Annotated in this window: 19 protein-coding genes; 8 read left to right on the top strand and 11 right to left on the bottom strand. The window is 65.8% G+C overall.

The window, feature by feature from the left end; all coding sequences use genetic code 11:
* Nucleotides 1-4: 4 nt before the first annotated feature.
* Nucleotides 5-1,369: an acetyl-CoA C-acetyltransferase gene (locus AC5RV1_RS01150; protein ID WP_493948320.1), complete on the bottom strand. Its 1,365-nt coding sequence runs from the start codon at nt 1,367-1,369 to the stop codon at nt 5-7.
* Between the two features lie 67 nt (nt 1,370-1,436).
* On the opposite strand from AC5RV1_RS01150, the gene AC5RV1_RS01155 reads away from it, so the two are divergent.
* The gene (locus AC5RV1_RS01155) at nt 1,437-2,129 is read left to right on the top strand and encodes a TetR/AcrR family transcriptional regulator (RefSeq protein ID WP_493993258.1); all 693 of its coding nucleotides are present in this window, start codon (nt 1,437-1,439) and stop codon (nt 2,127-2,129) included.
* A gap of 60 nt (nt 2,130-2,189) precedes the next feature.
* Nucleotides 2,190-4,304 carry an acyl-CoA dehydrogenase family protein gene (locus tag AC5RV1_RS01160; protein ID WP_493993185.1) on the top strand — a complete coding sequence of 705 codons (2,115 nt, stop codon included), beginning with the start codon at nt 2,190-2,192 and terminating at the stop codon, nt 4,302-4,304.
* Nucleotides 4,305-4,375: 71 nt separating this feature from the next.
* Here AC5RV1_RS01160 and glgA read toward each other — a convergent pair whose 3' ends face one another.
* On the bottom strand, nt 4,376-5,590 hold the full coding sequence (gene glgA, locus AC5RV1_RS01165) for a glycogen synthase (RefSeq protein WP_493948318.1): 1,215 nt from the start codon (nt 5,588-5,590) through the stop codon (nt 4,376-4,378).
* 102 nt (nt 5,591-5,692) lie between these two features.
* Between glgA and glgC the strand changes: the two genes are divergently transcribed.
* From glgC to AC5RV1_RS01180, 3 genes are all read left to right on the top strand, one after another.
* Nucleotides 5,693-7,102 (top strand): glucose-1-phosphate adenylyltransferase, encoded by a 1,410-nt coding sequence (gene glgC, locus AC5RV1_RS01170; RefSeq protein ID WP_493948317.1) that lies wholly within the window; start codon nt 5,693-5,695, stop codon nt 7,100-7,102.
* A gap of 95 nt (nt 7,103-7,197) precedes the next feature.
* On the top strand, nt 7,198-8,649 hold the full coding sequence (locus tag AC5RV1_RS01175; RefSeq protein ID WP_493948316.1) for an SDR family NAD(P)-dependent oxidoreductase: 1,452 nt from the start codon (nt 7,198-7,200) through the stop codon (nt 8,647-8,649).
* Nucleotides 8,650-8,665: 16 nt separating this feature from the next.
* Nucleotides 8,666-9,133 (top strand): pyridoxamine 5'-phosphate oxidase family protein, encoded by a 468-nt coding sequence (locus AC5RV1_RS01180; protein WP_493993186.1) that lies wholly within the window; start codon nt 8,666-8,668, stop codon nt 9,131-9,133.
* Between the two features lie 65 nt (nt 9,134-9,198).
* Here AC5RV1_RS01180 and AC5RV1_RS01185 read toward each other — a convergent pair whose 3' ends face one another.
* From AC5RV1_RS01185 to AC5RV1_RS01195, 3 genes are read right to left on the bottom strand one after another with little or no spacing between them, the layout of a single operon-like run.
* Nucleotides 9,199-10,050: a transglutaminase family protein gene (locus tag AC5RV1_RS01185; protein ID WP_493993187.1), complete on the bottom strand. Its 852-nt coding sequence runs from the start codon at nt 10,048-10,050 to the stop codon at nt 9,199-9,201.
* Nucleotides 10,047-10,973 carry an alpha-E domain-containing protein gene (locus AC5RV1_RS01190; RefSeq protein WP_102975536.1) on the bottom strand — a complete coding sequence of 309 codons (927 nt, stop codon included), beginning with the start codon at nt 10,971-10,973 and terminating at the stop codon, nt 10,047-10,049. The genes AC5RV1_RS01185 and AC5RV1_RS01190 overlap by 4 nt, the downstream gene beginning before the upstream one ends.
* Before the next feature lie 60 nt (nt 10,974-11,033).
* Complete coding sequence (locus AC5RV1_RS01195) at nt 11,034-12,590, bottom strand: circularly permuted type 2 ATP-grasp protein (protein WP_493948313.1); 1,557 nt, start codon at nt 12,588-12,590, stop codon at nt 11,034-11,036.
* Nucleotides 12,591-12,703: 113 nt separating this feature from the next.
* Between AC5RV1_RS01195 and AC5RV1_RS01200 the strand changes: the two genes are divergently transcribed.
* Together AC5RV1_RS01200 and pepN are read left to right on the top strand one after the other, a co-directional pair.
* Nucleotides 12,704-13,759 carry a YeiH family protein gene (locus AC5RV1_RS01200; RefSeq protein WP_493993188.1) on the top strand — a complete coding sequence of 352 codons (1,056 nt, stop codon included), beginning with the start codon at nt 12,704-12,706 and terminating at the stop codon, nt 13,757-13,759.
* A 19-nt stretch (nt 13,760-13,778) separates the two neighbouring features.
* On the top strand, nt 13,779-16,424 hold the full coding sequence (gene pepN, locus AC5RV1_RS01205) for an aminopeptidase N (RefSeq protein WP_493993189.1): 2,646 nt from the start codon (nt 13,779-13,781) through the stop codon (nt 16,422-16,424).
* A 77-nt stretch (nt 16,425-16,501) separates the two neighbouring features.
* On the opposite strand, the gene lplAB is transcribed toward pepN, so the two are convergent.
* The 6 genes from lplAB to AC5RV1_RS01235 form a co-directional block, all read right to left on the bottom strand.
* On the bottom strand, nt 16,502-17,593 hold the full coding sequence (gene lplAB / locus AC5RV1_RS01210; protein WP_493993190.1) for a lipoate-protein ligase LplAB: 1,092 nt from the start codon (nt 17,591-17,593) through the stop codon (nt 16,502-16,504).
* 114 nt (nt 17,594-17,707) lie between these two features.
* Nucleotides 17,708-17,965 carry a type B 50S ribosomal protein L31 gene (locus tag AC5RV1_RS01215; protein ID WP_090956047.1) on the bottom strand — a complete coding sequence of 86 codons (258 nt, stop codon included), beginning with the start codon at nt 17,963-17,965 and terminating at the stop codon, nt 17,708-17,710.
* A gap of 142 nt (nt 17,966-18,107) precedes the next feature.
* Nucleotides 18,108-18,917, bottom strand: a complete 810-nt coding sequence (locus AC5RV1_RS01220; RefSeq protein WP_493948309.1) for a TrmH family RNA methyltransferase — start codon at nt 18,915-18,917, stop codon at nt 18,108-18,110.
* Nucleotides 18,918-18,924: 7 nt separating this feature from the next.
* The gene (locus tag AC5RV1_RS01225; RefSeq protein ID WP_493948308.1) at nt 18,925-19,710 is read right to left on the bottom strand and encodes a sulfite exporter TauE/SafE family protein; all 786 of its coding nucleotides are present in this window, start codon (nt 19,708-19,710) and stop codon (nt 18,925-18,927) included.
* Between the two features lie 17 nt (nt 19,711-19,727).
* Nucleotides 19,728-20,513 (bottom strand): ABC transporter ATP-binding protein, encoded by a 786-nt coding sequence (locus tag AC5RV1_RS01230; protein ID WP_163163657.1) that lies wholly within the window; start codon nt 20,511-20,513, stop codon nt 19,728-19,730.
* Between the two features lie 70 nt (nt 20,514-20,583).
* Nucleotides 20,584-21,273, bottom strand: coding sequence for an LmeA family phospholipid-binding protein (locus tag AC5RV1_RS01235; protein ID WP_493993191.1), 690 nt, complete (start codon nt 21,271-21,273; stop codon nt 20,584-20,586).
* A 162-nt stretch (nt 21,274-21,435) separates the two neighbouring features.
* On the opposite strand from AC5RV1_RS01235, the gene serB reads away from it, so the two are divergent.
* The gene (gene serB, locus AC5RV1_RS01240) at nt 21,436-22,329 is read left to right on the top strand and encodes a phosphoserine phosphatase SerB (protein WP_493993192.1); all 894 of its coding nucleotides are present in this window, start codon (nt 21,436-21,438) and stop codon (nt 22,327-22,329) included.
* The last annotated feature ends 30 nt before the right edge of the window (nt 22,330-22,359 follow it).

Genomic DNA, 22,359 nt, shown 5'->3' on the forward strand with positions numbered 1-22,359 from the left:
CCCCCTACAGTGATTCAAGAATCGCGGCGACGCCAAGTCCGCCGGCTGCGCAGACCGAGACGAGGCCCCGTGCGGGACGGCCTTCGGTGCTGGCTTTTTCGTGGAGCGTCTTGGCGAGCGAAGCCACAATCCGGCCGCCGGTCGCGGCGAACGGATGGCCGGCGGCAAGCGAGGACCCGTTGACATTCAACTTTGATCGGTCGATTTTGCCAAAGGCACCAGGCAGCCCCAGCCGGGTCCGCCCGAATTCCTCGTCCTCCCACGCGGCCAGAATGCTGAGGACAGTCGCTGCGAAGGCTTCGTGGATCTCGATGAAATCAAAGTCGTCAAGGGTGAGCCCGTGCCGGGAGAGCAGTCTGGGCACGGCGAAGACGGGTGCCATCAGCAGGCCGTCCTTCCCGTGCACAAAGTCCACCGCGGCGGCTTCGGCGTCCACCACAGCGGCCAACTTGGGCAGGTCGCGGGCGTCGGCCCACTCCTCGGAGGACAGCAATACAGTGGAGGCGCCGTCCGTCAACGGAGTGGAGTTGCCGGCTGTCATGGTCGCGTCGGCACCGAGGTTCCTGCCAAAGACCGGCTTCAGGGTTGCGAGTTTTTCCAGGGAAGTATCGGGCCGCAGGTTGCCGTCCCGCGTCAGCCCCCGGTACGGGGTGAGAAGGTCGTCGAAGAATCCGGCGTCGTAGGCGGCAGCGAGGTTCCGGTGGCTGTTCAGGGCCACTTCATCCTGTGCCTCCCGCGAAATCTTCCACTGTGCCGTGGTCAATGCCTGGTGCTCCCCCATGGACAGCCCCGTCCTCGGCTCGGCCGTTCCCGGCGCCAGCGGTGCCAGATCCTTGGGCCGGAGGCGGCTGAGGATCTGCAGCCGCTGTGGAAGGGTTTTGGCCCGGTTGAGGTCGAGGATTACCTCACGGAGTCCTTCGCTGACCACCACGGGTGCATCAGAGGCAGAGTCGACACCGCCGGCGATCGCGGAGTCGATCTGGCCCAGCTTGATCTTGTTCGACAGTCCTACAACAGTTTCCAGCCCAGTGGCGCAGGCCTGCTGGAGGTCGTAGGCAGGCGTCTCGGGGGACAGTGCGGAACCGAGGACGGCCTCGCGGGTGAGATTGAAGTCCCTTGAGTGCTTGAGCACTGCACCGGCGCCCACTTCCCCGATGCGTTCATCCTGCAGTCCGAAACGTGCGATCAGTCCGTCCAGGGCAGCTGTCAGCATGTCCTGGTTTGAGGACTTGGCGTAGGCCCCGCCGGACCGCGCAAACGGGATTCGGTTGCCTCCCACGATGACGGCCCTGCGGGGTGCAGGGGCGGAAGTTGCGGCGGGAGTTCCGGCTGCGTCGGGTCCGGTGGTGGGCTGTCCGTCAATGGACATGGCTGTCTCCTCGGGTCACGTTCGATTACCGATACCCAGCGTACCTGATACGCTGGGTATCGTGAACATCCAGGAAGCAGGGCATGTGCCCGCCGTTGCCGCCGGGCCCGGAGACGGCCGCTCGTCCCGCTGGCAGAGCCACCGGGAGGAGCGGCGCAGGGAGCTGATCAAGTCAGCCCGCCGCGCGGTGCACGCACTGGGCAGCGACGCCTCCATGGAGGACATTGCCGCCGCAGCGGGCACCTCCAAGTCTGTCTTCTACCGCTATTTCGGGGACAAAGCCGGGTTGCAGCAGGCAGTGGGTGAAGTTGTCCTCAGCCAGATGCAGCGCCGGATCCAGGAGGCTGCGCAGAGCGCCGTCACCCCGCGTGAAGGTTTGCTGGCAATGGTCACCGCCTACCTTCAGATGGCCAGTACAAGCCCCAACGTCTACACCTTTGTGACAAGGCATGCCGCAGCAGAACCGGAGACTACGCAGGACCCCGCAGCGGGATCGGCTGCCCTGGGACATTTTTTTGAAGCCGTCGCCGACATGATCGCCACCCCCATGCGTTCGCATTTGGGGGACGGCAAGGAGGCCGTCATTGGTTACTGGCCCAAAGCGGCGATCGGGCTGGTACGGAATGCCGGTGAAGAGTGGCTGAGTACGCCGGACTCCCCAACAAAACCAGGGCAGGAGGCGATGGCACGGCAGATCACCGCCTGGCTGTGCGTTGGCATCGCTCCTGAACTGCCCAGGCTGTCCGCCCCCGACGCGTGAACCCCCTTGCTTGCCGCAGCACCACCAACCCATCTGTCAGCACCAACGAAGGACAATGACATGACTGAACTAGTGGACCGTCCCGCTGGAAACAGGCACCGCCCCGCCACGGTGGCCGCTGCCGCGTCCGGAGCAGCCTCCGCACAGCCCGCCGTCGACGTCGACGCGCTGGGTGAGCAGCTCCTTGGCAAGTGGGCCGCAGTCCGGCTCCAGGCCCGCAACCTCGCAGCGTCACCCGAGCTGCACAAGATCGAAGGCCTGACGCACACTGAACACCGCGCCAGGGTGTTCGGCCAGCTGCAGTACCTCGTGGAGAACGAGGCCGTGCACCGCGCGTTCCCCGAGTCCTTGGGCGGCTCGGATGACCACGGCGGGAACATCGCCGGTTTTGAAGAACTGGTGGTGGCGGACCCTTCGCTGCAGATCAAGGCCGGCGTTCAATGGGGGCTTTTTGGTTCCGCGGTGATGCACCTCGGCACTGCCGAACACCACGCCAGATGGCTCCCGGGCATCATGAACCTGGAGATCCCGGGGTGCTTCGCCATGACGGAGACAGGGCACGGCTCGGATGTGGCCAGCATCGCCACCACCGCCACTTACGACCCTTCCACTGACGAATTTGTCGTGCATACCCCCTTCCGGGCTGCCTGGAAGGACTACATCGGAAACGCGGCCAATGATGGCCTGGGCGCAGTGGTCTTCGCCCAGCTGGTTACCCGGGGCGTCAACCACGGGGTCCACGCGTTCTACGTGGATCTCCGGGACCCCGCGACAAAGGAATTCCTGCCGGGCATCGGAGGCGAGGACGACGGCGTCAAGGGCGGCCTCAATGGAATCGACAACGGCAGGCTGCACTTCACAAACGTCCGGATCCCCCGGACCAACCTGCTGAACCGCTATGGGAACGTGGATACCGACGGCCGGTACACCTCCCCCATCGCCAGCCCGGGCCGCCGCTTCTTCACCATGCTGGGCACCCTGGTACAGGGCCGGGTATCCCTCGACGGGGCTGCCGTAGCCGCATCCAAAGTGGCCTTGAAGGCGGCCATCCAGTACGCCACCGAGCGCCGCCAGTTCAATGCCTCTTCCCACACCGAAGAGGAAGTGCTCCTCGATTACCAGCGCCACCAAAAGCGCCTATTCACGAGGCTGGCCACCACATACGCAGCAGGCTTCGCGCACGAGCAGCTGCTGGAAAAGTTCGACGATGTGTTCTCCGGTGCCCATGACACGGACGAGGACCGCCAGGACCTCGAAACCCTCGCCGCAGCACTGAAACCGCTGAGCACCTGGCATGCCCTGGACACCCTGCAGGAATGCCGCGAAGCCTGCGGCGGCGCAGGGTTCCTGATCGAGAACCGTTTTGCCTCATTGCGGGCCGACCTGGACGTCTACGCCACCTTTGAAGGCGACAACACTGTGCTGCTGCAGCTCGTTGCCAAACGGCTGCTGGCCGACTACGCCAAGGAATTCCGGAGTGTCGACTTCGGGGTCCTGGCCCGTTACGTGGTGGGCCAGGCTACCGGCGCCGCCATCCACCGCACCGGCCTGCGCCAGGTGGCACAGTTCGTCGCGGACACCGGCTCCGTGCAGAAGGCGGCCATTGCGCTGCGGGACGAGGAAAGCCAGCGCGCGCTCCTCACGGACCGTGTCCAGACCATGGTGGCTGAAGCTGCCACTGCGCTAAAGGGCACGGGCAGGTTGTCGCAGGAGAAGGGTGCGGCCCTGTTCAACCGGCACCAGAACGAGCTCATTGACGCAGCCCAGGCGCACGCCGAGCTGCTCCAGTGGGAGGCGTTCACGGACGCTCTCCGCGTTGTCACGGACCCCGGCACGAAAACAGTGCTGACCTGGCTGCGCGACCTGTTCGGGCTTTCCCTGATCGAAAAGAACCTGTCCTGGTACCTCATGAACGGCCGCCTTTCCATGCAGCGGGGCCGCACGGTGGGCGAGTACATCAACCGGCTGCTGGTCAAGCTCCGCCCGCACGCCGTGGACCTCGTGGACGCCTTCGGATACGGCGAGCAGCACGTTCGGGCTACGATCGCCACCGGTGCCGAGAAAAAACGGCAGGACGAGGCCCGCGCCTATTTTCGGAGCCAGCGCGCCAGCGGTCAGGCGCCTGTTGACGAAAAGGTGCTGATAGCCCGTACCGCTGTAGGCAAGCGCAACTGACCGTCCCCGGACGCAAGGAACGACGACGGCGCCGCTCCCCTTGTGAAGGGGGCGGCGCCGTCGTCATGTCCCTAGGAGGGCTGGCCCTGCGCCGGAAGCACTGAGCGGTACACCTCGAGCGTGGTTTCGGTGATGGATTCCCACGAGAAGTGCTGTTCGGCACGCAGCCGGCCGGCCTGTCCCATGGCGCGTGCGCGCTCGGGATCCGAGACAACCTCGGTGAGGGCGGCGGCGAACTCGGTGACGAACTTTTCCGGGTCAAGGGGTGTTCCGGTACCGTCCGTCACCTGCTCCAGATCGACCAGGAGGCCGGTCCGGCCGTGCTCCACCACCTCGGGGATACCGCCGGTGGCGCTCGCCACCACTGCTGCGCCGCATGCCATGGCCTCGAGGTTGACGATGCCGAGCGGCTCGTAAATGGAGGGGCAGGCGAATGCCGTGGCGTGGCTGAGGACCTGGATGAGCTCGTTGCGGGGCAGCATGCGCTCGATGAGGACAACGCCGGTGCGCTCCCGCTGCAGGTCCTCGATCAGGCGGGCAGTTTCCGCGGCCAATTCCGGAGTGTCTGCAGCGCCAAGGCAGAGGACCAGCTGGACGTCGGCCGGAAGCTTCGCGGCGGCCCGCAGGAGGTAGGGAACGCCCTTCTGGCGCGTGTTTCTCCCCACAAAAACGACGCTCGGCTTGTCCGGATCAATGCCCAGGGCGCGGACCGCGTCAGTGTTCTCGTCGCGGTTCCACAGCTCCACGTCGATGCCGTTGTGGACCACCCGCACCTTGGCCGGGTCCACGTCGGGGTAGCTGCGCAGGATGTCCTGCCGCATGCCCTCCGACACGGCGATGATGGCCGCTGCAGCTTCGTAGGCGGTCTTCTCCACCCACGAGGACAGGGCATAACCTCCGCCGAGCTGCTCTGCCTTCCACGGCCGGAGCGGTTCCAGGCTGTGGGCGCTGAGAACGTGCGGAATCCCGTGGAGCAGGGAGGCAAGATGTCCGGCCATGTTGGCGTACCAGGTATGCGAATGGACCAGGTCCGCGCCTTCGACGTCCGGGACGATCCGCAGGTCAACACCCAGGGTCTGCACCGCGGCGTTGGCCGAGCCAAGATCCTCCGGAACGGAGTAGGACGTCACCGCCGCGCCATGGTAGTCGGCGTCGCGGGGAGCCCCAAATGCACGAACCTGCAGGTCAACGTGCTTACTAAGCACCCTGCTCAATTCGGCCACGTGGACACCCGCGCCACCATAGATCTCCGGTGGAAACTCTTTAGTCACAATGTCTATTCGCACAAGACCCAAGGTAGTCCTTCACGCATAACTGTTCTAGTGTGAAGGAGTCCGGGCATGCCGGACTGTCTTGGGGAGTTACGAAGGCGTACAGGAGCGACCATTATGCCGTTGAACAAAAGAGTTCTGGCCATTGTCCTCGCAGGCGGCGAGGGAAACAGACTGATGCCATTGACGGCAGACCGCGCGAAACCCGCGGTGCCCTTTGCGGGAAGCTACCGCCTGATCGACTTCGCCCTGTCCAACCTGGTGAATTCCCGCTATTTGCAGATCGTTGTGCTCACCCAGTACAAATCGCACAGCCTGGACCGGCATATCTCCGAGACCTGGCGCATGTCCACGCAGCTGGGCAACTACGTCGCCTCCGTCCCGGCGCAACAGCGCGTGGGCAAGAGTTGGTTCCTCGGCAGCGCAAACGCCATTTACCAGTCCCTGAACCTCATCCACGACGCCAACCCCGACATCGTGGTGGTGGTGGGTGCGGACCACGTCTACCGCATGGACTTCGCCCAGATGGTGGCGCAGCACGTCAACAGCGGTGCCAAAGCGACGGTCGCCGCCGTGCGGCAGCCCCTGCACATGGCCGACCAGTTCGGTGTCATCGAGGTGGACCAGAACGATCCCCAGAAGATTGCCGCCTTCGTGGAGAAGCCGGCCAGCACGCCCGGCCTGGCGGCAGATCCCTCGCAGTTCCTGGCCTCCATGGGTAACTACGTCTTCGACGCCGACGCACTGGTAGCGGCGCTGCACGTCGACGCCGAGCGTCTCGACACCAAGCACGACATGGGCGGGGACATCATCCCCTACTTCGTGAACCAGGGCGAAGCCGGCGTCTACGACTTCACCCTCAACGACATCCCCGGCTCCACCGAGCGGGACCGCACCTACTGGCGTGACGTCGGCACCATCGACTCCTTCTACGATGCCCACATGGACCTCATCTCCCCGCTGCCGGTCTTCAACCTGTACAACTCCGAGTGGCCCATCTACACCCGGCAGAGCATCTCCCCGCCGGCGAAATTCGTCCGCGGCAAGAACAACACTGTTGGCACCGCCCTGGACTCGATCGTTTCCAGCGGCGTAGTGATCTCCGGCGGTGTTGTGGAGGGCTCGGTCCTCTCCAACGATGTCTACGTGGCAACGAGCAGCCGGATCATCGATTCGGTGCTGATGGACAAGGTGCAGATCGGCGAGGGCGCCGTTATCAACCGGGCGATCATCGACAAAAACGTCAAGGTGCCGGCCGGGGCGGCGATTGGGCTGGACCCGGAACTGGACCGCGCCCGCGGCTTCAAGGTCACTGATTCCGGGATTACTGTGCTGTCCAAGGGCCAGGAGGTTCCGGAGCCCGGCGAAGAAGAGCGCAAGCTCGCTGCCGCAAACCTCCATCTTGTGCCGAACGCCGTCAAGGCCGCCGCCGCGCAGTACCCGGACGTCCGCGAGTCCGTTGACAAGGTCGCCAAAACGCACGCTGCGGCAGCGGCGGAAATGGCGCCCGGCGCGAGTATTTCCTGATTGCTTGCCGGGAGCGCCCGGGCCGGGCGCTCCCCCGCTGCCGGCCCTGTTGATGGTGGGACCGGCGGGGACTCCCAGGCTGTAAAATCGGTACAATGAGCTCCCCCGATCTGACGCCTGAGGAAATCCAGGCCTGCCTCAAGGTCCTCAACACGATCCACGCCTATGACGAGGAGCATCCGGACTACGTTTCGGTCCGCCGTGCCACCGGCAAGATGTTCAAGGCCGTCAAGAGGCACCGACGCGTCACCAAGCGGGACCTGATCTCCGAGGCGGACCGGGCAGTGATTGCCCAGACCGCCACCGCGGCCCCGGACAGGATCGACGACGAAACCCGCGGGAACAAACTGGCTCCTTCCGCCACCGGCAAGGTGGCCGGCCATCTCATCCGGTCCCGCCCGTGCTACATCTGCAAGCAGCACTACACCCAGGTTGACGCCTTTTACCATCAGCTCTGCCCCGAGTGCGCCGCGTTCAACCACGGCAAGCGCGACGCCCGCACGGACCTGACGGGCCGCCGCGCGCTGCTGACCGGCGGGCGGGCCAAGATCGGCATGTACATCGCGCTCCGGCTGCTCCGCGACGGCGCCCATACCACCATCACCACGCGGTTCCCCAAGGACGCGGCCCGACGCTTTGCAGCCATGGAGGACAGCGGCGAGTGGCTGCACCGGCTCCGCATCGTGGGCATCGACCTGCGGGACCCCGCCCAGGTCATGGCCTTGACCGACTCGCTGAACGAGGCCGGCCCGCTGGACATCATCATCAACAACGCAGCCCAGACGGTGCGCCGGTCCGGCAACGCCTACAAGCCGCTGGTGGACGCTGAGGACGAACCGCTGCCCGCGGCCCTGGAGCAGGCCAACGGCGGGCCCGAGCTGGTGACCTTCGGCCACGCCCACGACAAGCACCCCCTGGCCCTTGCCAGCAGCGTTACTGAGCACCCGGTCCTTGCCGGCGACGCCATCACCTCCCTGGCGCTCTCCACCGGTTCGGCTTCGCTGGAGCGGATCGCGGCGGGAACAGCGATCGACGCCGGCGGACTGGTCCCGGACCTCGCGACGATCAACAGCTGGACGCAGGTGGTGGACGAGGTGGACCCGCTCGAAATGCTCGAGGTGCAGCTCTGTAACGTCACGGCGCCGTTCCTTTTGGTCAGCAGATTGCGCTCGGCCATGAAGCAGTCCACCGCGCGGCGGAAGTACATTGTGAACGTCTCCGCCATGGAGGGGCAGTTCTCCCGCGCCTACAAGGGCCCCGGCCACCCGCACACCAATATGGCCAAGGCTGCGCTGAACATGATGACCCGGACCAGCGCACAGGAGATGCTGGACAGCGACGGCATCCTGATGACCGCCGTCGACACCGGCTGGATTACTGACGAGCGGCCGCACTTCACCAAGGTCCGGCTCATGGAGGAAGGCTTCCACGCGCCCCTGGACCTGGTGGACGGGGCTGCACGGGTCTACGATCCGATCGTGATGGGCGAGAACGGCGAGGACCAGTACGGCGTGTTCCTCAAGGACTACAAGCCAAGCCCCTGGTAGGCGTATGCTCGGCGGCATGAGCCACGAGACTGCCCCCGACGTACAGACCCTGGAACACCACGAGTGCTGGGCCATGCTGCGGACGGTGTCCGTCGGCAGGCTTGCTGTGCTGGCCGACGGGCGTCCCGATATCTTCCCCATCAACTACACCGTGGACGGCGGAACACTTGTGTTCCGTACCGGGGAAGGCACAAAGCTCGCTGGCGCGTCGAAAGGCGCCGCGGTGGCACTGGAGGCGGACGGCGTGGATCCGGACAACGGGTTGGCCTGGAGCGTCGTGGTCAAAGGCACTGCCGAGGTGGTCACCGGAACAGACCAGGTCCTTGCCACTGCCGAGCTTTACCTCTTCCCCTGGCAGGCGGGCAAAAAGGATGCTTTCGTCCGGGTCGCGCCGGACAGCATCACCGGCCGGCGGTTCAAGGTAACGGAACCTCTTACGTGGTGGACCCAGCTCAGCGGAGCCGCCAAGGCATCCCCGGAGTAAGCACCAGGGGCGTCCACAGATGTGGACGCCCCTGGTGTTTACAGCTCTCGGTCCGGACCTGCCGGTCAGGCCAGCTGGGTGATCTCCACGCTGACGCTAAGAGCCGACCCGCCGCCACCGGACAAGATGCCTTTCAGCGGGGGCACATCGCGGTAGTCCCGCCCCCGTGCCACCGTGACGTGGAAGTCGCCGGCAGGCTTGTGGTTGGTGGGGTCCCAGCTGCGCCAGTCACCGTCCCAGAATTCCAGCCAGGCATGTGACTGCCCGGCGACCGTCTCGCCGATGCCGGCGCTGGAACGCGGGTGGAGGTAGCCCGAGACGTACCGGGCCGGGATTCCGCAGCTCCGCAGCGCGCCGATGGCGAGGTGGGCGAGGTCCTGGCACACGCCCTGGCGCTGACCCCAGGCTTCCTCTGCGTTCGTGGTGACGGCGGTGGAGCCGGACATGTACGTCATCTCGCCGCGCATCCATTCGAAGACTGCCATGGCGGCGTCATGCGGGTTCTTCCCTGCCACCACCTCGGGGATGAGGCCCAGGACCTCGTCCCCGGGACCGCTCAACCGGGACTGGGGAAGCCAGTCGCTGTACGTATTGAGCGTCCCGGGCGAGGCGAGGACATCCCAGCCCACGATGTCGGACTCGGAGGGGATCTTCTCGGCACGGTGTACTTCCACCGTGATGTTGGAGACGACCTCGAGGTGCTCGTGCGGCATCTGCATGTCGAATGCCGTGACCCTGGTCCCCCAGTAGTCGCGGTACGTGCTCACCGCAGCCTGCGAGGGCGAGACCTTGACCACCGATTCCAGCACCACCTGCTGGGAATCCGTGAGGGGCGTCATGCGGGCCTCGTTATAGGACAGCGTGACCCGCTTGTTGTACTTGTAGGCCGTCTTGTGCACGATGCTCAGCCGGGTCATGAAACTTCTCCCACCCAAGCCAGTTCGTCGGCCTGATTGAAGTACTTACGGGAAATGGCGTCCGAGGCCTGGGACACTGCCTTCTGCACGCGTTCCATGTGTTCGGGCAGCTCGGACATGAGGTCGTCCGTGCGGTGGAATTCAAGGAACGTGCGGGCCTGGCCCACGATCCGGCGCGCGTCGTTGATGAAGCCCACGCGCTGCGCAGACGGATCCAGCTTGGCGAGGCATTCGTCAGCGTCCCGCAGCGCATACACAATGGACCGCGGGAACAGCCGGTCCAGAAGCAGGAACTCGGCGGCGTGTTGGTCACCGAAGGCAGCGCGACGGGTACGCAGGAAGGATTCGTAGGCACCGGCGCACCGGAGCATGTTGACCCAGGACATGCCTGCGGACAGGACGTCGCGGGTGGAGAGCATGCGCGCCGTCATGTCCGCCCGTTCCAGGGACCGTCCCAGTACCAGGAAGAGCCAGCTTTCGTCATGGCTCACCGTGGTGTCCGCCAGTCCGCTCACCATGGCGGTGCGTTCCAGCGTCCAGTTGCAGAAGCGGTAGGTGCCCACCACGTCCTTGCGGTGCTGGCTCAGCCCGTAGTACGTGGTGTTGAGGCTTTCCCAGAGGCCGGAGGAAACCGTTTCGCGGGCGCGGCGGGCGTTCTCTCGTGCGGCTCCCAGTGACCCTGCAATGGAAGTGGCGCTGGTCTTGTCGTAGGCCAGCGCGTGGAGCAGCTCCGGCAGCCCGAAGTCCTCGCTCTGCGGGCGGGCGCCCATCACAGCCAGGAGCTCCTGTGCCACGCTTTTGCGTTCGTCCATGGGCAGGTGGTTCAGCCGCTCCAGGTGAACATCGAGGATACGCGCCGTACCATCGGCACGCTCCACATAACGGCCAATCCAAAAAAGGGACTCGGCAATACGGCTAAGCATTCGCGGCTACCTCCTGCAGGCCCGACACTGAAAAAGACATTGGCACGGTCGTGGGCCGGTTCACTGCTGCTGCTCCGACTGGCGGTCGCGCCAGTTGCTTTCGACCGGCCACACGGACACACGCTCGCGGATGGACATGGACTGCCGCGGCACGGTCTCCACCGGCAGGTGCGGCGAATCGGCAAGGACCCAAGTGTCCTTGGAACCGCCGCCCTGGCTGGAGTTCACGATCAGCGACCCTTCCTTGAGTGCCACGCGGGTAAGGCCGCCGGGGAGCACCCAGACGTTGTCGCCGTCGTTCACGGCAAAAGGCCTCAGGTCCACGTGGCGGGGGCCAAACTTGTCCCCGCTTAGCGTGGGCACGGTGGAGAGCTGCAGCACCGGCTGCGCGATCCAGCCGCGGGGGTCCGCGATGACCCGCTGGCGGAGGGCGTCGAGTTCGTCCCGGGAGGCGTCCGGGCCGATCACCAGGCCCTTGCCGCCGGAGCCGTCCACCGGCTTGACCACGAGCTCTGACAGGTTGTCCAGGGTGTACTCGCGCGCTTCCTTCTCCTCCAGCCGGAAGGTGTCCACGTTCGCGATGATGGGTTCCTCGTTGAGGTAGTAGCGGATGAGGTCAGGGACGTAACTGTAGACCAGTTTGTCATCCGCGACGCCGTTGCCTACTGCGTTGGCGATAGTCACCCCGCCTGCCCGGGCGGCGTTGACGAGTCCGGGACAGCCGAGCATGGAATCGGCCCGGAACTGCAGCGGGTCAAGGAAGTCGTCGTCGATCCGTTTGTAGATGACGTCCACGCGCTGCTCGCCGGCCGTGGTGCGCATGTAGACGCGGTTACCACGGCAGATAAGGTCACGGCCCTCCACGAGTTCAACACCCATCAGGCCCGCGAGCAGCGTGTGCTCAAAGTAGGCGCTGTTGAATACCCCGGGCGTCAGGACGACGACGGTGGGATCGTCCACGCCGGCCGGCGCGGTTTTGCGCAGGGCCGAGAGGAGCCGGCGCGGGTACTCCTCCACCGGGCGGATGAGCTGCTGGCCGAAGGCTTCGGGCAGGCCCTTGGCCATGGCGCGCCGGTTTTCCAGGACATAGCTCACACCGGAGGGGACGCGCACGTTGTCCTCCAGCACCCGGAAGGTCCCCGCGGCATCACGGACAACGTCGATGCCGGAGATGTGCACGCGGACGCCGCCGGCCGGTTCAAAGCCGTGGACCTGGCGGTGGAAGTGTGCGCTGGTGGTCACCAGTTGCCGGGGTATCACGCCGTCGGACACCACGTTCATCTTGTCGTACACGTCGTTGAGGAAGGCCTCAAGTGCGTGCACGCGCTGGGCGACGCCGCGTTCAAGCACATCCCATTCCGCCGCGGGGATCACCCGGGGGACGATATCAAGCGGGAAGGGGCGCTCCTCGCCGGCGAAGTCAAAGGTGACACCACGGTCCAGGAAGGTGCGCGCCATGGAGTCCGCCCGCGCGCTGACGTCGGCGAGGGAAAGCTTGCGAAGGGCGTCCGCCACCTGCTCATAAGAGCCCCGTGCTTCTTGCCCGGGGGCGAACATCTCGTCGTAGGCTCCGGTCCGGCCGGCGGCCACGGAGTAATCCTGGAATAGGTCTGACATGTCCAATAGCCAACCATCTTTTTGTTTCGAATTCATTACTGCCATCCATTGTGGCGTGTTGGCGGAGGTGGTCTGGTTCGTGGATATCGTGTCCTTTCCGGCACAGTAGGTGAGTGCCAGTCAGCAGAAGCCTCCCCACCCCCGGCCCGGGCATCCCCGGCGGCGCTGACCGGTTGCTCCCAGGCCTGGCCACAGCGGCTGTTGCCTTGGCCGCAGCGTTCCTGGTCCACTGGCTCGTGCCCGTTCTCCCGGCCATGACCCTGGCCGTGGTCCTGGGCGTCCTGGCCGCCAACCTGCCGGCGGCGGGAGTCTGGACTGCCGGGAGGGCGCGCCCGGGGCTGGACTTTGCGGGCAAGCACCTGATGCGCGGCGGAATTGTCCTGCTGGGCCTGAAGGTGAGCGTTATGGACGTCCTGGGACTGGGCTGGCTGGCCCTGGTGCTGATAGCGGGGGTGGTGGCGGTGAGCTTCGGCGGAACCTACCTGATCTCCCGGCTGTTCCGGCTGCCCCCGGTGACCTCACTCCTGGTGGCCACGGGGTTCTCGATCTGCGGTGCGTCCGCCATCGGCGCGATGGCGGCCGTACGGCGCATCCGGCACGTGGACACCGTCCTGCCGGTGGCGCTGGTGACGCTCTGCGGGACCCTCGCCATTGGGGTTATGCCCCTCCTGGTCCATCCCCTGCAGCTCAGCGCGCCGGTTTTTGGCGCCTGGACGGGCGCCTCGGTGCACGACGTGGGCCAGGTAGTGGCCACGGCGCAAACCGCGGGGACGGCGGCACTGGGCATCGCCGTCGTCGTCAAACTCACCCGGGTGCTGCTGCTGGCACCCGTGGCGGCATTGGCGGGTGCCCACCAGCGGCTGTTTGCCAAGCCCGGCCCGGGAGCGGAGGGCAGGGAGGCGAAACTGCCACCGGTGGTTCCTCTTTTTGTCCTGGGCTTCATTGCCATGGTGGGCCTCCGCTCCACCGGTTGGCTCGCCGCGGGCTGGCTTGAAGCCGGAGCAGCACTGCAGGACATCCTGCTCGGCGCCGCGTTGTTCGGTTTGGGCTCAGCCGTACGTGTGCGCACGCTGCTCCACACCGGCGGCCGTGCGCTCCTGGCCGCCCTCGTATCCTGGCTCCTGATCGCACTCCTGGGACTCGCTGCCGCCCTGCTGATCGCCGCATAAGCCGTGATTAGATAGCGGAGTGTCACATGAGAATCTGCAGCGCGACGAAGCCGCCGAACGTTCAGCCCTGATCAGCACCACCAGCTACGACGTTTCGCTGGACGTGCGCCACGCCGGGGACCCGGACGTGGCAGGCTACCCGACCCGCAGCGTCATCACCTTCTCGGCGGCACAGCCCGGCACCTCGACTTTCCTGGACTTCATCGGCGATGTCCACCGCGTGTTCCTGAACGGCCGGGAACTCCGTGTGGAGGACGCAGTGGACGGGGCCAGGATCAGGCTGGACAGCCTGCAGGCCGAAAACACGGTGACAGTGACCGGAACCGCCCAGTACAGCCGCTCCGGCGAGGGCATGCACCGGTTCGTGGATCCGGCCGACGGCCAGTGCTACCTCTACACGCAGTACGAGCCGGCAGACGCCCGCCGGGTTTTCGCCAACTTCGAACAGCCCGACCTCAAGGCCACCTATACCTTCCACGTGACGGCTCCCGCCGGCTGGCACGTGGCCTCCAACGGCGCGGAGGTGGGCCGGACCCTCCTTGCCGGCGACCAGTCCACGGCGTCCTGGGACTTCGCCACCACCGAACCTATGTCCACCTACATCACCACCGTGCTGGCCGGGCCCTACTTCAAGGCGGAGGACCGCTGGCAGGCAACGCTCGACGACGGCACCTCCTTGGACGTGCCGCTTGCCCTGTACTGCCGGGCTTCCATGGCGGATTCCTTCGACACCGACGAGCTGTTCCGGCTCACGAAGAACGGCCTGGACTTCTTCAACAGGCTTTTCGACTACCCGTACCCCTGGGGCAAGTACGACCAGGCCTTTGTCCCCGAATACAACCTCGGGGCCATGGAGAACCCCGGCCTGGTGACGTTCACGGAGAGCTACGTCTTCACTTCCCGCGCCACCGGCGCGCAGTACCAGGCACGGGCCAACACCCTGATGCATGAGATGGCACACATGTGGTTCGGGGACCTGGTGACGATGCAGTGGTGGGATGACCTGTGGCTCAAGGAATCCTTCGCCGACTATATGGGCACCCTTGGCGTTGACCGCGCCACGGACTGGGACACCGCCTGGGTGAACTTCGCCAACAAGCGCAAGGCCTGGGCCTACGTCCAGGACCAGCTGCCCACCACGCACCCAATTGTGGCGGACATCCCGGACCTGGAGGCCGCGAAGCAGAACTTCGACGGCATTACCTACGCCAAGGGCGCGTCGGTGCTGAAGCAGCTCGTGGCCTATGTGGGGTTCGAGGCGTTCATCGCCGGCTCCCGCGACTACTTCCGCAAACACGCGTACGGAAACACTTCCCTGGCTGACCTGCTGGCAGCCCTCAGCGCCTCCTCCGGGCGGGACCTTGCCGGCTGGGCGCAGCAGTGGCTGCAGACCTCCGGTATCTCCAGGCTGTCCCTCGACATCGCCGCAGACCCGACGGACGACGGCGTTCTGGGCAGCGTGGCGATCGTCCAGGAGGCAACCGATCCCGTCACCGGACGCGAGGAACTGCGCCCGCACCGCCTGCGCGTGGGCTCCTACGATTTCGACGCCGACGGCGCGCTGGTGCGCACCGGAAGTATCGAAACCGATGTGCCAGGGGCACGGACCGAACTCCCCCAGCTCACGGGTGTGCCACGGCCCGCGCTCCTGCTCGTGAACGACGACGACCTGACATATGCCAAAGTCCGGCTGGACCCCGCATCCGAGGCGACGGCCCTGGCCGCACTGGACCGGATCGTGGACCCGATGGCCCGTGCCCTGTGCTGGACGGCGCTCTGGAACTCCGCCCGCGACGGCGAAAGCCCTGCCGCGCGGTACGTCGAAGCTGTGGCTGCCTTCGGACCGGCTGAGCCAGGCATCGGCGTCCTGTTGAACATCCTCGACAACGCAAGCACCGCCGTCGAACGCTACACACCGGCAGCCGGACGCGAAGCAGTCCGGGCTTCGTTCCTGGCAGCAGCTGCCGCAGAACTGGACCGCGCCCAGCCCGGCTCGGACCAGCAGCTGGCCTGGGCCAGGACCCTCGCCAGCGTCAGCAGGAACGATGACGCCATGCTGCCCCGGCTGAAGGGCCTGCTGGACGGCACGTCGCCGGTTGTCGGCCTGGCCGTGGATGCGGAGCTGCGGTGGCACCTCTGGCACGCCCTGGCGGCGAACGGCCAGGCGACGGCGGCGGAGCTGGACGCCGAGCTGGGCCGTGACACCACGGCCTCAGGACGGGCCGGCCACGCCACCGCCCTCGCTTCCCGGCCTGACCCGGACGTCAAGGCAGCAGCGTGGAACAAGGCCGTTCAAGGAAATGAACTGTCCAACCAGCTGCTCACCGCCACCATTATCGGGTTCATGACGGCCCCTGCGGAGCTGCTGGAACCTTACGTGGAGCCATACTTTGAGTGCCTGCGCGAAGTCTGGGACGAGCGGAGCATCGAGATTGCGAGCCGGATTGTCCGCGGCCTGTACCCAATGTCGCAGGACTTAACCGAGGGGGCGGAACCAACGGAGCATCCCGTCGTTCGGCGCACGGACCAGTGGCTGGCCGACGACGCAGAGGCGCCCCGTGCACTGCGCCGCATTATCGTGGAGCAGCGCAGCCATCTGCTGCGGGCGCTGACGGCACAGGCCGCCGAGGTCAAGGCTCCGTCTTCGAGCGTTCCTGCGCAGTAAAGCCCCGCCTCGATGCGCAGGGCCAGCCTGTGCGCACCGAACCCGACCGCCAACGGCGGTTACGGTCCAGTCAAAGCTCAGGGAACCCGGTGGAGCCATACGTCGGTGCCGAACTTCGTGTCTACCCGCTCCCGCGCCGTGGCCAGTTCGGTCTCGGTCAGTTCTGAGGGGGTGGCGCCATAGCGCTCCGTGAAGACTTCCATCATGGCCGCGATGATTTCGGCGCGGGCCAGGCCGGTCTGGCGGCGGAGCGGGTCCACCCGTTTCTTGGCGCTGCGGGTGCCCTTGTCCGAGAGCTTTTCCTTACCGATGCGGAGAACTTCCACCATCTTGTCGGCGTCGATGTCGTAGCTCATGGTGACGTGGTGCAGCATGCCGCCGTTGGCAAGGCGCTTCTGTGCCGCGCCGCCGATCTTGCCCTGGTCGGTGGCGATGTCGTTCAGCGGCACGTAGAACGCGGTGATGCCCAGCTTCTCGAGCGCGGCCATGACCCAGGCGTCCAGGAAAGGGTAGGAGTCGGCGAAGCTAAGGCCGTCCACCAGGGTCTGGGGCAGGTACAGCGAGTAGGTGATGCAGTTGCCCGCCTCCATGAACATCGCTCCCCCGCCGCTGATGCGGCGGACAACGTTGATGCCGTGCTTCGCCACGCCGTCGGGGTCCACCTCGTTGCGGTAGGACTGGAAGCTGCCGATCACCGTGGAGGGCTCCTGCCAGTCCCAGAAGCGGAGCGTGGGGTTGCGGCGGCCGTCGCCCACCTCCTCGGTGAGGACCTCATCGAGCGCTACATTGATTTCGGTGGGCAGGACAGTGGGCGGGATGAGGGTCCACTGGTGGTCCGCCCAGGAGGTGGCTTTCGCCAGGGCACGACGGACAGCGATCGCCACGGCGTCGGCCGAGAAGCCGAACAGGGCGGCCCTTTCCGGCAGCGAAGCGGTGACGGCGGCGGCAAGCTCGGCCGCCGTCGTTGTGTCCGGCAACCCCGTCAGCCCGCGGTTGATGTCCAGCAGCGCTTCGTCCGGTTCCAGGAAGAAGTCCCCGCTGACGGATACGTCGGCCAGTTGGCCGTCCACAACGTTTAGGTCCACCACGACGAGCTTGCCGCCGGGGACTTTGTACTCGCCGTGCCGGCGGGACGTGGAATCAGCAGCTGGAGCGGGCGTGGCAGTCATGCCTCCCATCCTGCCCCAGAATGGCCCGGCCCCTGAAACGATGCCGGCCGTTAACGGGGAAAGCCCGCACCGTCGCCGGTGCGGGCTTTCCCTTTGAAGCTTGGGGGAAGTGAATTACTTCTTGCCGCCGAAGCCCTTGAAGCGAGCGTTGAAGCGCTCGACGCGGCCTGCGGAGTCCATGATGCGCTGCTTGCCCGTGTAGAACGGGTGGGACTCAGAGGAGATTTCGACGTCGATGACCGGGTAGGTGTTGCCGTCTTCCCACTCGATGGTCTTCGAGGAAGAAACGGTGGACTTGGTCAGGAACTTGACGCCGGAAGCCAAGTCGTTGAAAACAACAGCTTCGTACTTCGGGTGGGTATCAGACTTCATAATGGGACCTTTGTTCGCACAACTGGATTTTGCCAGCTGCCAGGTATGAATGGGATGGCCGCATTCCGCGCCGTAAGACGCAGGGCAGCCAGCTATCAATAATAGCGGATAACCGGGGTGCCCGCGAACCGCATGTCGGCCCCTAATCCCGGGGGCGCAGCTCCCAGAAGGCAACGGCCGATGCTGCTGCAACATTCAGCGAATCCACACCGTTGCGCATGGGGATCTTCACCGCGAGGTCGACGGCGGCGAGGGTCTCCGCGCTCATGCCGGCACCCTCGGTGCCCAGCACCAGGGCGAGCCGCTCCGGATTCTGCGCGGCAACCGCGTCCACGTCCTGCGCATCCGCCGTCAGCTCCAGGGCGGCCACGGTGAACCCCTGGTCCTTGAGCAGGTGGAGGTCCTCCGGCCAGCTGGTGAGGCGGGCCCACGGCACCTGGAATACGGTGCCCATGCTCACGCGGACGCTTCGCCGGTAGAGGGGGTCGCCGCAGCGCGGCGAAACAAGGACAGCGTCAATGTCCAGGGCGGCGGCGGAGCGGAAAATGGCACCCACGTTGGTGTGGTCCACGATGTCCTCCAGGACGGCCACCCGCCGTGCTCCGGCCAGCAGTTCCGGCAACGGGACCGGCGCCGGGCGCTGCATGGCGGCCATGGCCCCGCGGTGGAGATGGAACCCGGTGATCTCCTCCAGCAGGGCCGCGCTGCCGATGAAGGCGGGAACCTGCGGGTAGGCGCCCAGAATGTCCTGGAGGTCGTCCAGCCACTTTTCCGCGAGGAAGAAGGACCGGGGCTGGTGCCCTGCGGCGAGGGCACGGCGCAGCACGCGGGACGATTCGGCGATGTACATGCCTTCAGCCGGTTCGCGAAGCTTGCGAAGGTGCACGTCCGTGAGCTGGGTGTAGTCGGTCACCCGGGGGTCAGCGGCGGACTCGAGATAGTGAATTGTCACCGGGTGATTATTTCAGCAGATTCGCGATCATGAATCCGAGGGCCACCAGGCCCAGGACGAAGATCACACCGCGGAGCACTGTCGGGGAAAGCCGGCGGCCCACCTTGGCGCCCAGCAGGCCGCCGATGCTTGAGCTGATGGCGATGAGCAGCACCACCAGCCAGTTGATTCGGTCGAACGCGAACAACAGGTATGAGATGGCTGCCACCAGGTTCACGCCCAGCACCAGGATGTTCTTCATGGCGTTGGCGTTCTGGATGGTGCCGGTGAGGAACACGCCCAGGATACCGACGAGCAGGATTCCCTGGGCAGCCACGAAGTAACCGCCGTAAACACCGGCAAGGTAGACAAGGACCACCAGGAGAACGGTATGGCGCTTGTCCCGTACGGCGTGCTCCGGATTCTCCTCACGGTTGCGGACCCAGGCCTGCATGCGGGGCTGGAACACCACCATCAGGAGGGCCAGAACCAGGAGGACCGGGGCGACGTAGTGGAAGACCTGTTCGGGGAGGTGCAGCAGCAGCCAGGCGCCGGAAATGCCGCCCAGGAGGGACGCCGGAAGGAGCCGCAGCAGCTGGCGGCCGCGGCCTTTCAGTTCCCGGCGGTAACCGAAGGCACCGGCGGCGGTGCCAAAGACAAGGCCCATGGCGTTGCTCATGGAGGCCACAACTGGGGTGACGCCCAAGGCGATGAGGACGGGGAACGTCACCAGTGTTCCGGAGCCCACCACAGCGTTGATGGTGCCGGCCCAGAGGCCGGCGATGGACACAAAGATACTGCTGAGAAGATCCAAGGTGCTGCAGTGCCGCCTTAGCGGCGCGCGACGGCGGTGTACCGGCCGCCGTTGACGGTCACATCCAGGTCCAGCCCGAAGGTGGTGCTGAGGTGTTCGGCCGTCAGTACGTCCGTGATGGGGCCAGCGGCAACCACTCCGCCGTCGCGCATCAGCATGGCGTGGGTGAAGCCCGGGGGGACTTCCTCAAGGTGGTGGGTGACCAGGACCATCGCCGGTGCTGCCTCGTCACGGGCGAGTTCCCCAAGCTTGTGGACGAGTTCCTCGCGGCCGCCGAGGTCCAGGCCGGCGGCGGGTTCATCGAGCAGCAGCAGCTCGGGATCAGTCATCAGTGCGCGGGCGATCTGGACGCGCTTGCGCTCCCCCTCGGAAAGTGTGGCAAAGGTCCTGTTCAGGAGCGGGCCCATCCCCCAGTCGTTGAGCAGGCGGAAGGCCCGCCGCTCGTCGTCGCGCTCATATCCTTCACGCCAGCGGCCGGTGACGCCGTAAGCGGCAGTGACCACGACATTGAGGACGTTCTCGTGTTCGGGGATCTGGGTGGCAAGGGCGGCAGAGGAAAGGCCAATGCGTGGCCGGAGTTCAAAGACGTCCACCCGGCCCAGAATTTCGTCCAGTATTCCGGCTTTGCCGCTGCTCGGGTGCATCCGGGCGGCTGCGATTTGAAGAAGAGTGGTTTTGCCGGCGCCGTTGGGTCCGAGGATTACCCAGCGTTCGCCTTCGTTGACTTCCCAGTCAATCTTGTCCAGCAGGGTCTTTTTACCTCGGACAACGCTAACGGAAGCCAATTCCAGAACATCACTCATAGGAGTAGACACTAGGACAAAAAAGAGACTGACTGATAACCGGTGTCATGCCCGGACAGGAGGCGTGAAGTTACCGGACGAGCCGGACGTTCTCGCCCCGGAGGTTGGCCCGGAAACCGTCACCTTGAACGACGACGTCCTGGAGCACGAGGCCTTCGGGCAGGCCCTCAATGTCATGCTCTATGGTTACGAGTTCCCGCACGACGGCGGCGGTGGCGTCCGAGAGGAAATCCGGCCCGCCAAAGTCGATCGAGCGTGGCTCGACGACGAGCCTGCCCGCCTCAACCTCGACTGTGCCGGTGGCTATCACACGCAGTTCACGGCCCAGGGCCTCGACCGTGCGAAGCACCGTGGCTTGGCCCCTTTCAGCAGCGCGGACCTCGGTCCCGTTGCCAAGCTCCCCGGCGACAACGTTGAAGGGGACGGTCGCATCTACAGTGAGCCGGGAAGCGACCGGCCCGTCCGGTCCCGTGGTCACGTCCTGCCCCACCACCCGGACGTCCCGCAGCGTCGAGCCCGCGGCCACCACTGTCCCGGCATCCAGCGAAAGATCCGCCAGCCACACCTCGTCCCCGCGCAGGCCGGCAGGAGGCTCTGCGCCTGGCATGCGTTCGGTGCCCACCGTCGGCGACGGCACAGGTCCTGCCTCCCCGGCGGCCGGTTCGCTCACCACCCACCACAGGAGCACAGCTGCGATCCCCAGGACGAGGAGAAGTCCAGTTGCACCGATCAGCCAGTCCTTCGCGCGCTTCCACTCCATCGGGACAGTCTGTCATTGGAGGTAACAGGTGGTCCCGCTTGCCTCTGCGCCGACTCGTGATCTTGTTCCCTGTACCTACACGATTGCCGCCCGGAAGGCAGGCGGGTAGCCGCCGCGCAATGAATTCAAGGGACTCCTCCCCCGCTGACTAAGATTGCAGGCATGACTTCGAACGTGACCGCCGTCAGCTATGGCCTGAATGTGACCCCAACCGGGCTGGAGCAGCTGCGTTCCGTCCTCACCGGACAAGGGGCAGCCCTGCTGTCCGAAACGGACTTTGGCGACGAGCGGTACCAGGTGCACGTGGCAGAACTTCAGCTTCCGGACGCCACTGCGGCCGGCATCGCTGCGCTACGCCGTGCCGTCGCCGGGGCGTCCATCAGCGGACTGGACACCGCCCTGGTCCCCAACGGTCTCCGCTCGGCGGAACGCAAACTCCTGATCATGGACGTGGATTCCACCCTGATCCAGCAGGAGGTCATCGAACTCCTCGCCGCCTACGCCGGGAAGCGCGAAGAGGTGGCTGCTGTCACCGAAGCTGCCATGCGCGGCGAGCTGGACTTCACCCAGAGCCTCCACGCCCGGGTGCAGGTGCTCGCGGGGCTGCCGGCCGACGTCGTCCGTTCTGTCCGTGAAGAGGTGAAACTCAGCGAGGGGGCCGCCGAACTCGTGGCGGCGTTCAAGGCCGCGGGCCATGTGGTAGCCGTGGTGTCGGGCGGGTTCAACCAGATCCTGGAGCCGATAGCCGCTGAGCTGGGGCTGGACTACTGGCAGGCGAATGAGCTGGAGATCGTCGACGGTGCCCTGACCGGCAAGGTGCTGGGCGCAGTGGTGGACAGGGCGGCAAAGGAAAAGTACCTGCGTGAATGGGCAGCCACTGAGGGCATCGCCCTGGAACACACTGTGGCCGTGGGCGACGGCGCCAACGACCTTGACATGCTCGGCGCCGCCGGGATCGGCGTCGCGTTCAACGCGAAGCCTGCCGTGCGTGCTGTGGCTGACGCTGCCGTCAACATGCCGTACCTCGACGCCGTCCGCCACGTCGCAGGCGTCTAGTCCCGCTTAAGCGCGATAGGCCCACGCCAT

The sequence above is a fragment of the Arthrobacter sp. Hb9-2 genome, from assembly GCF_059091165.1.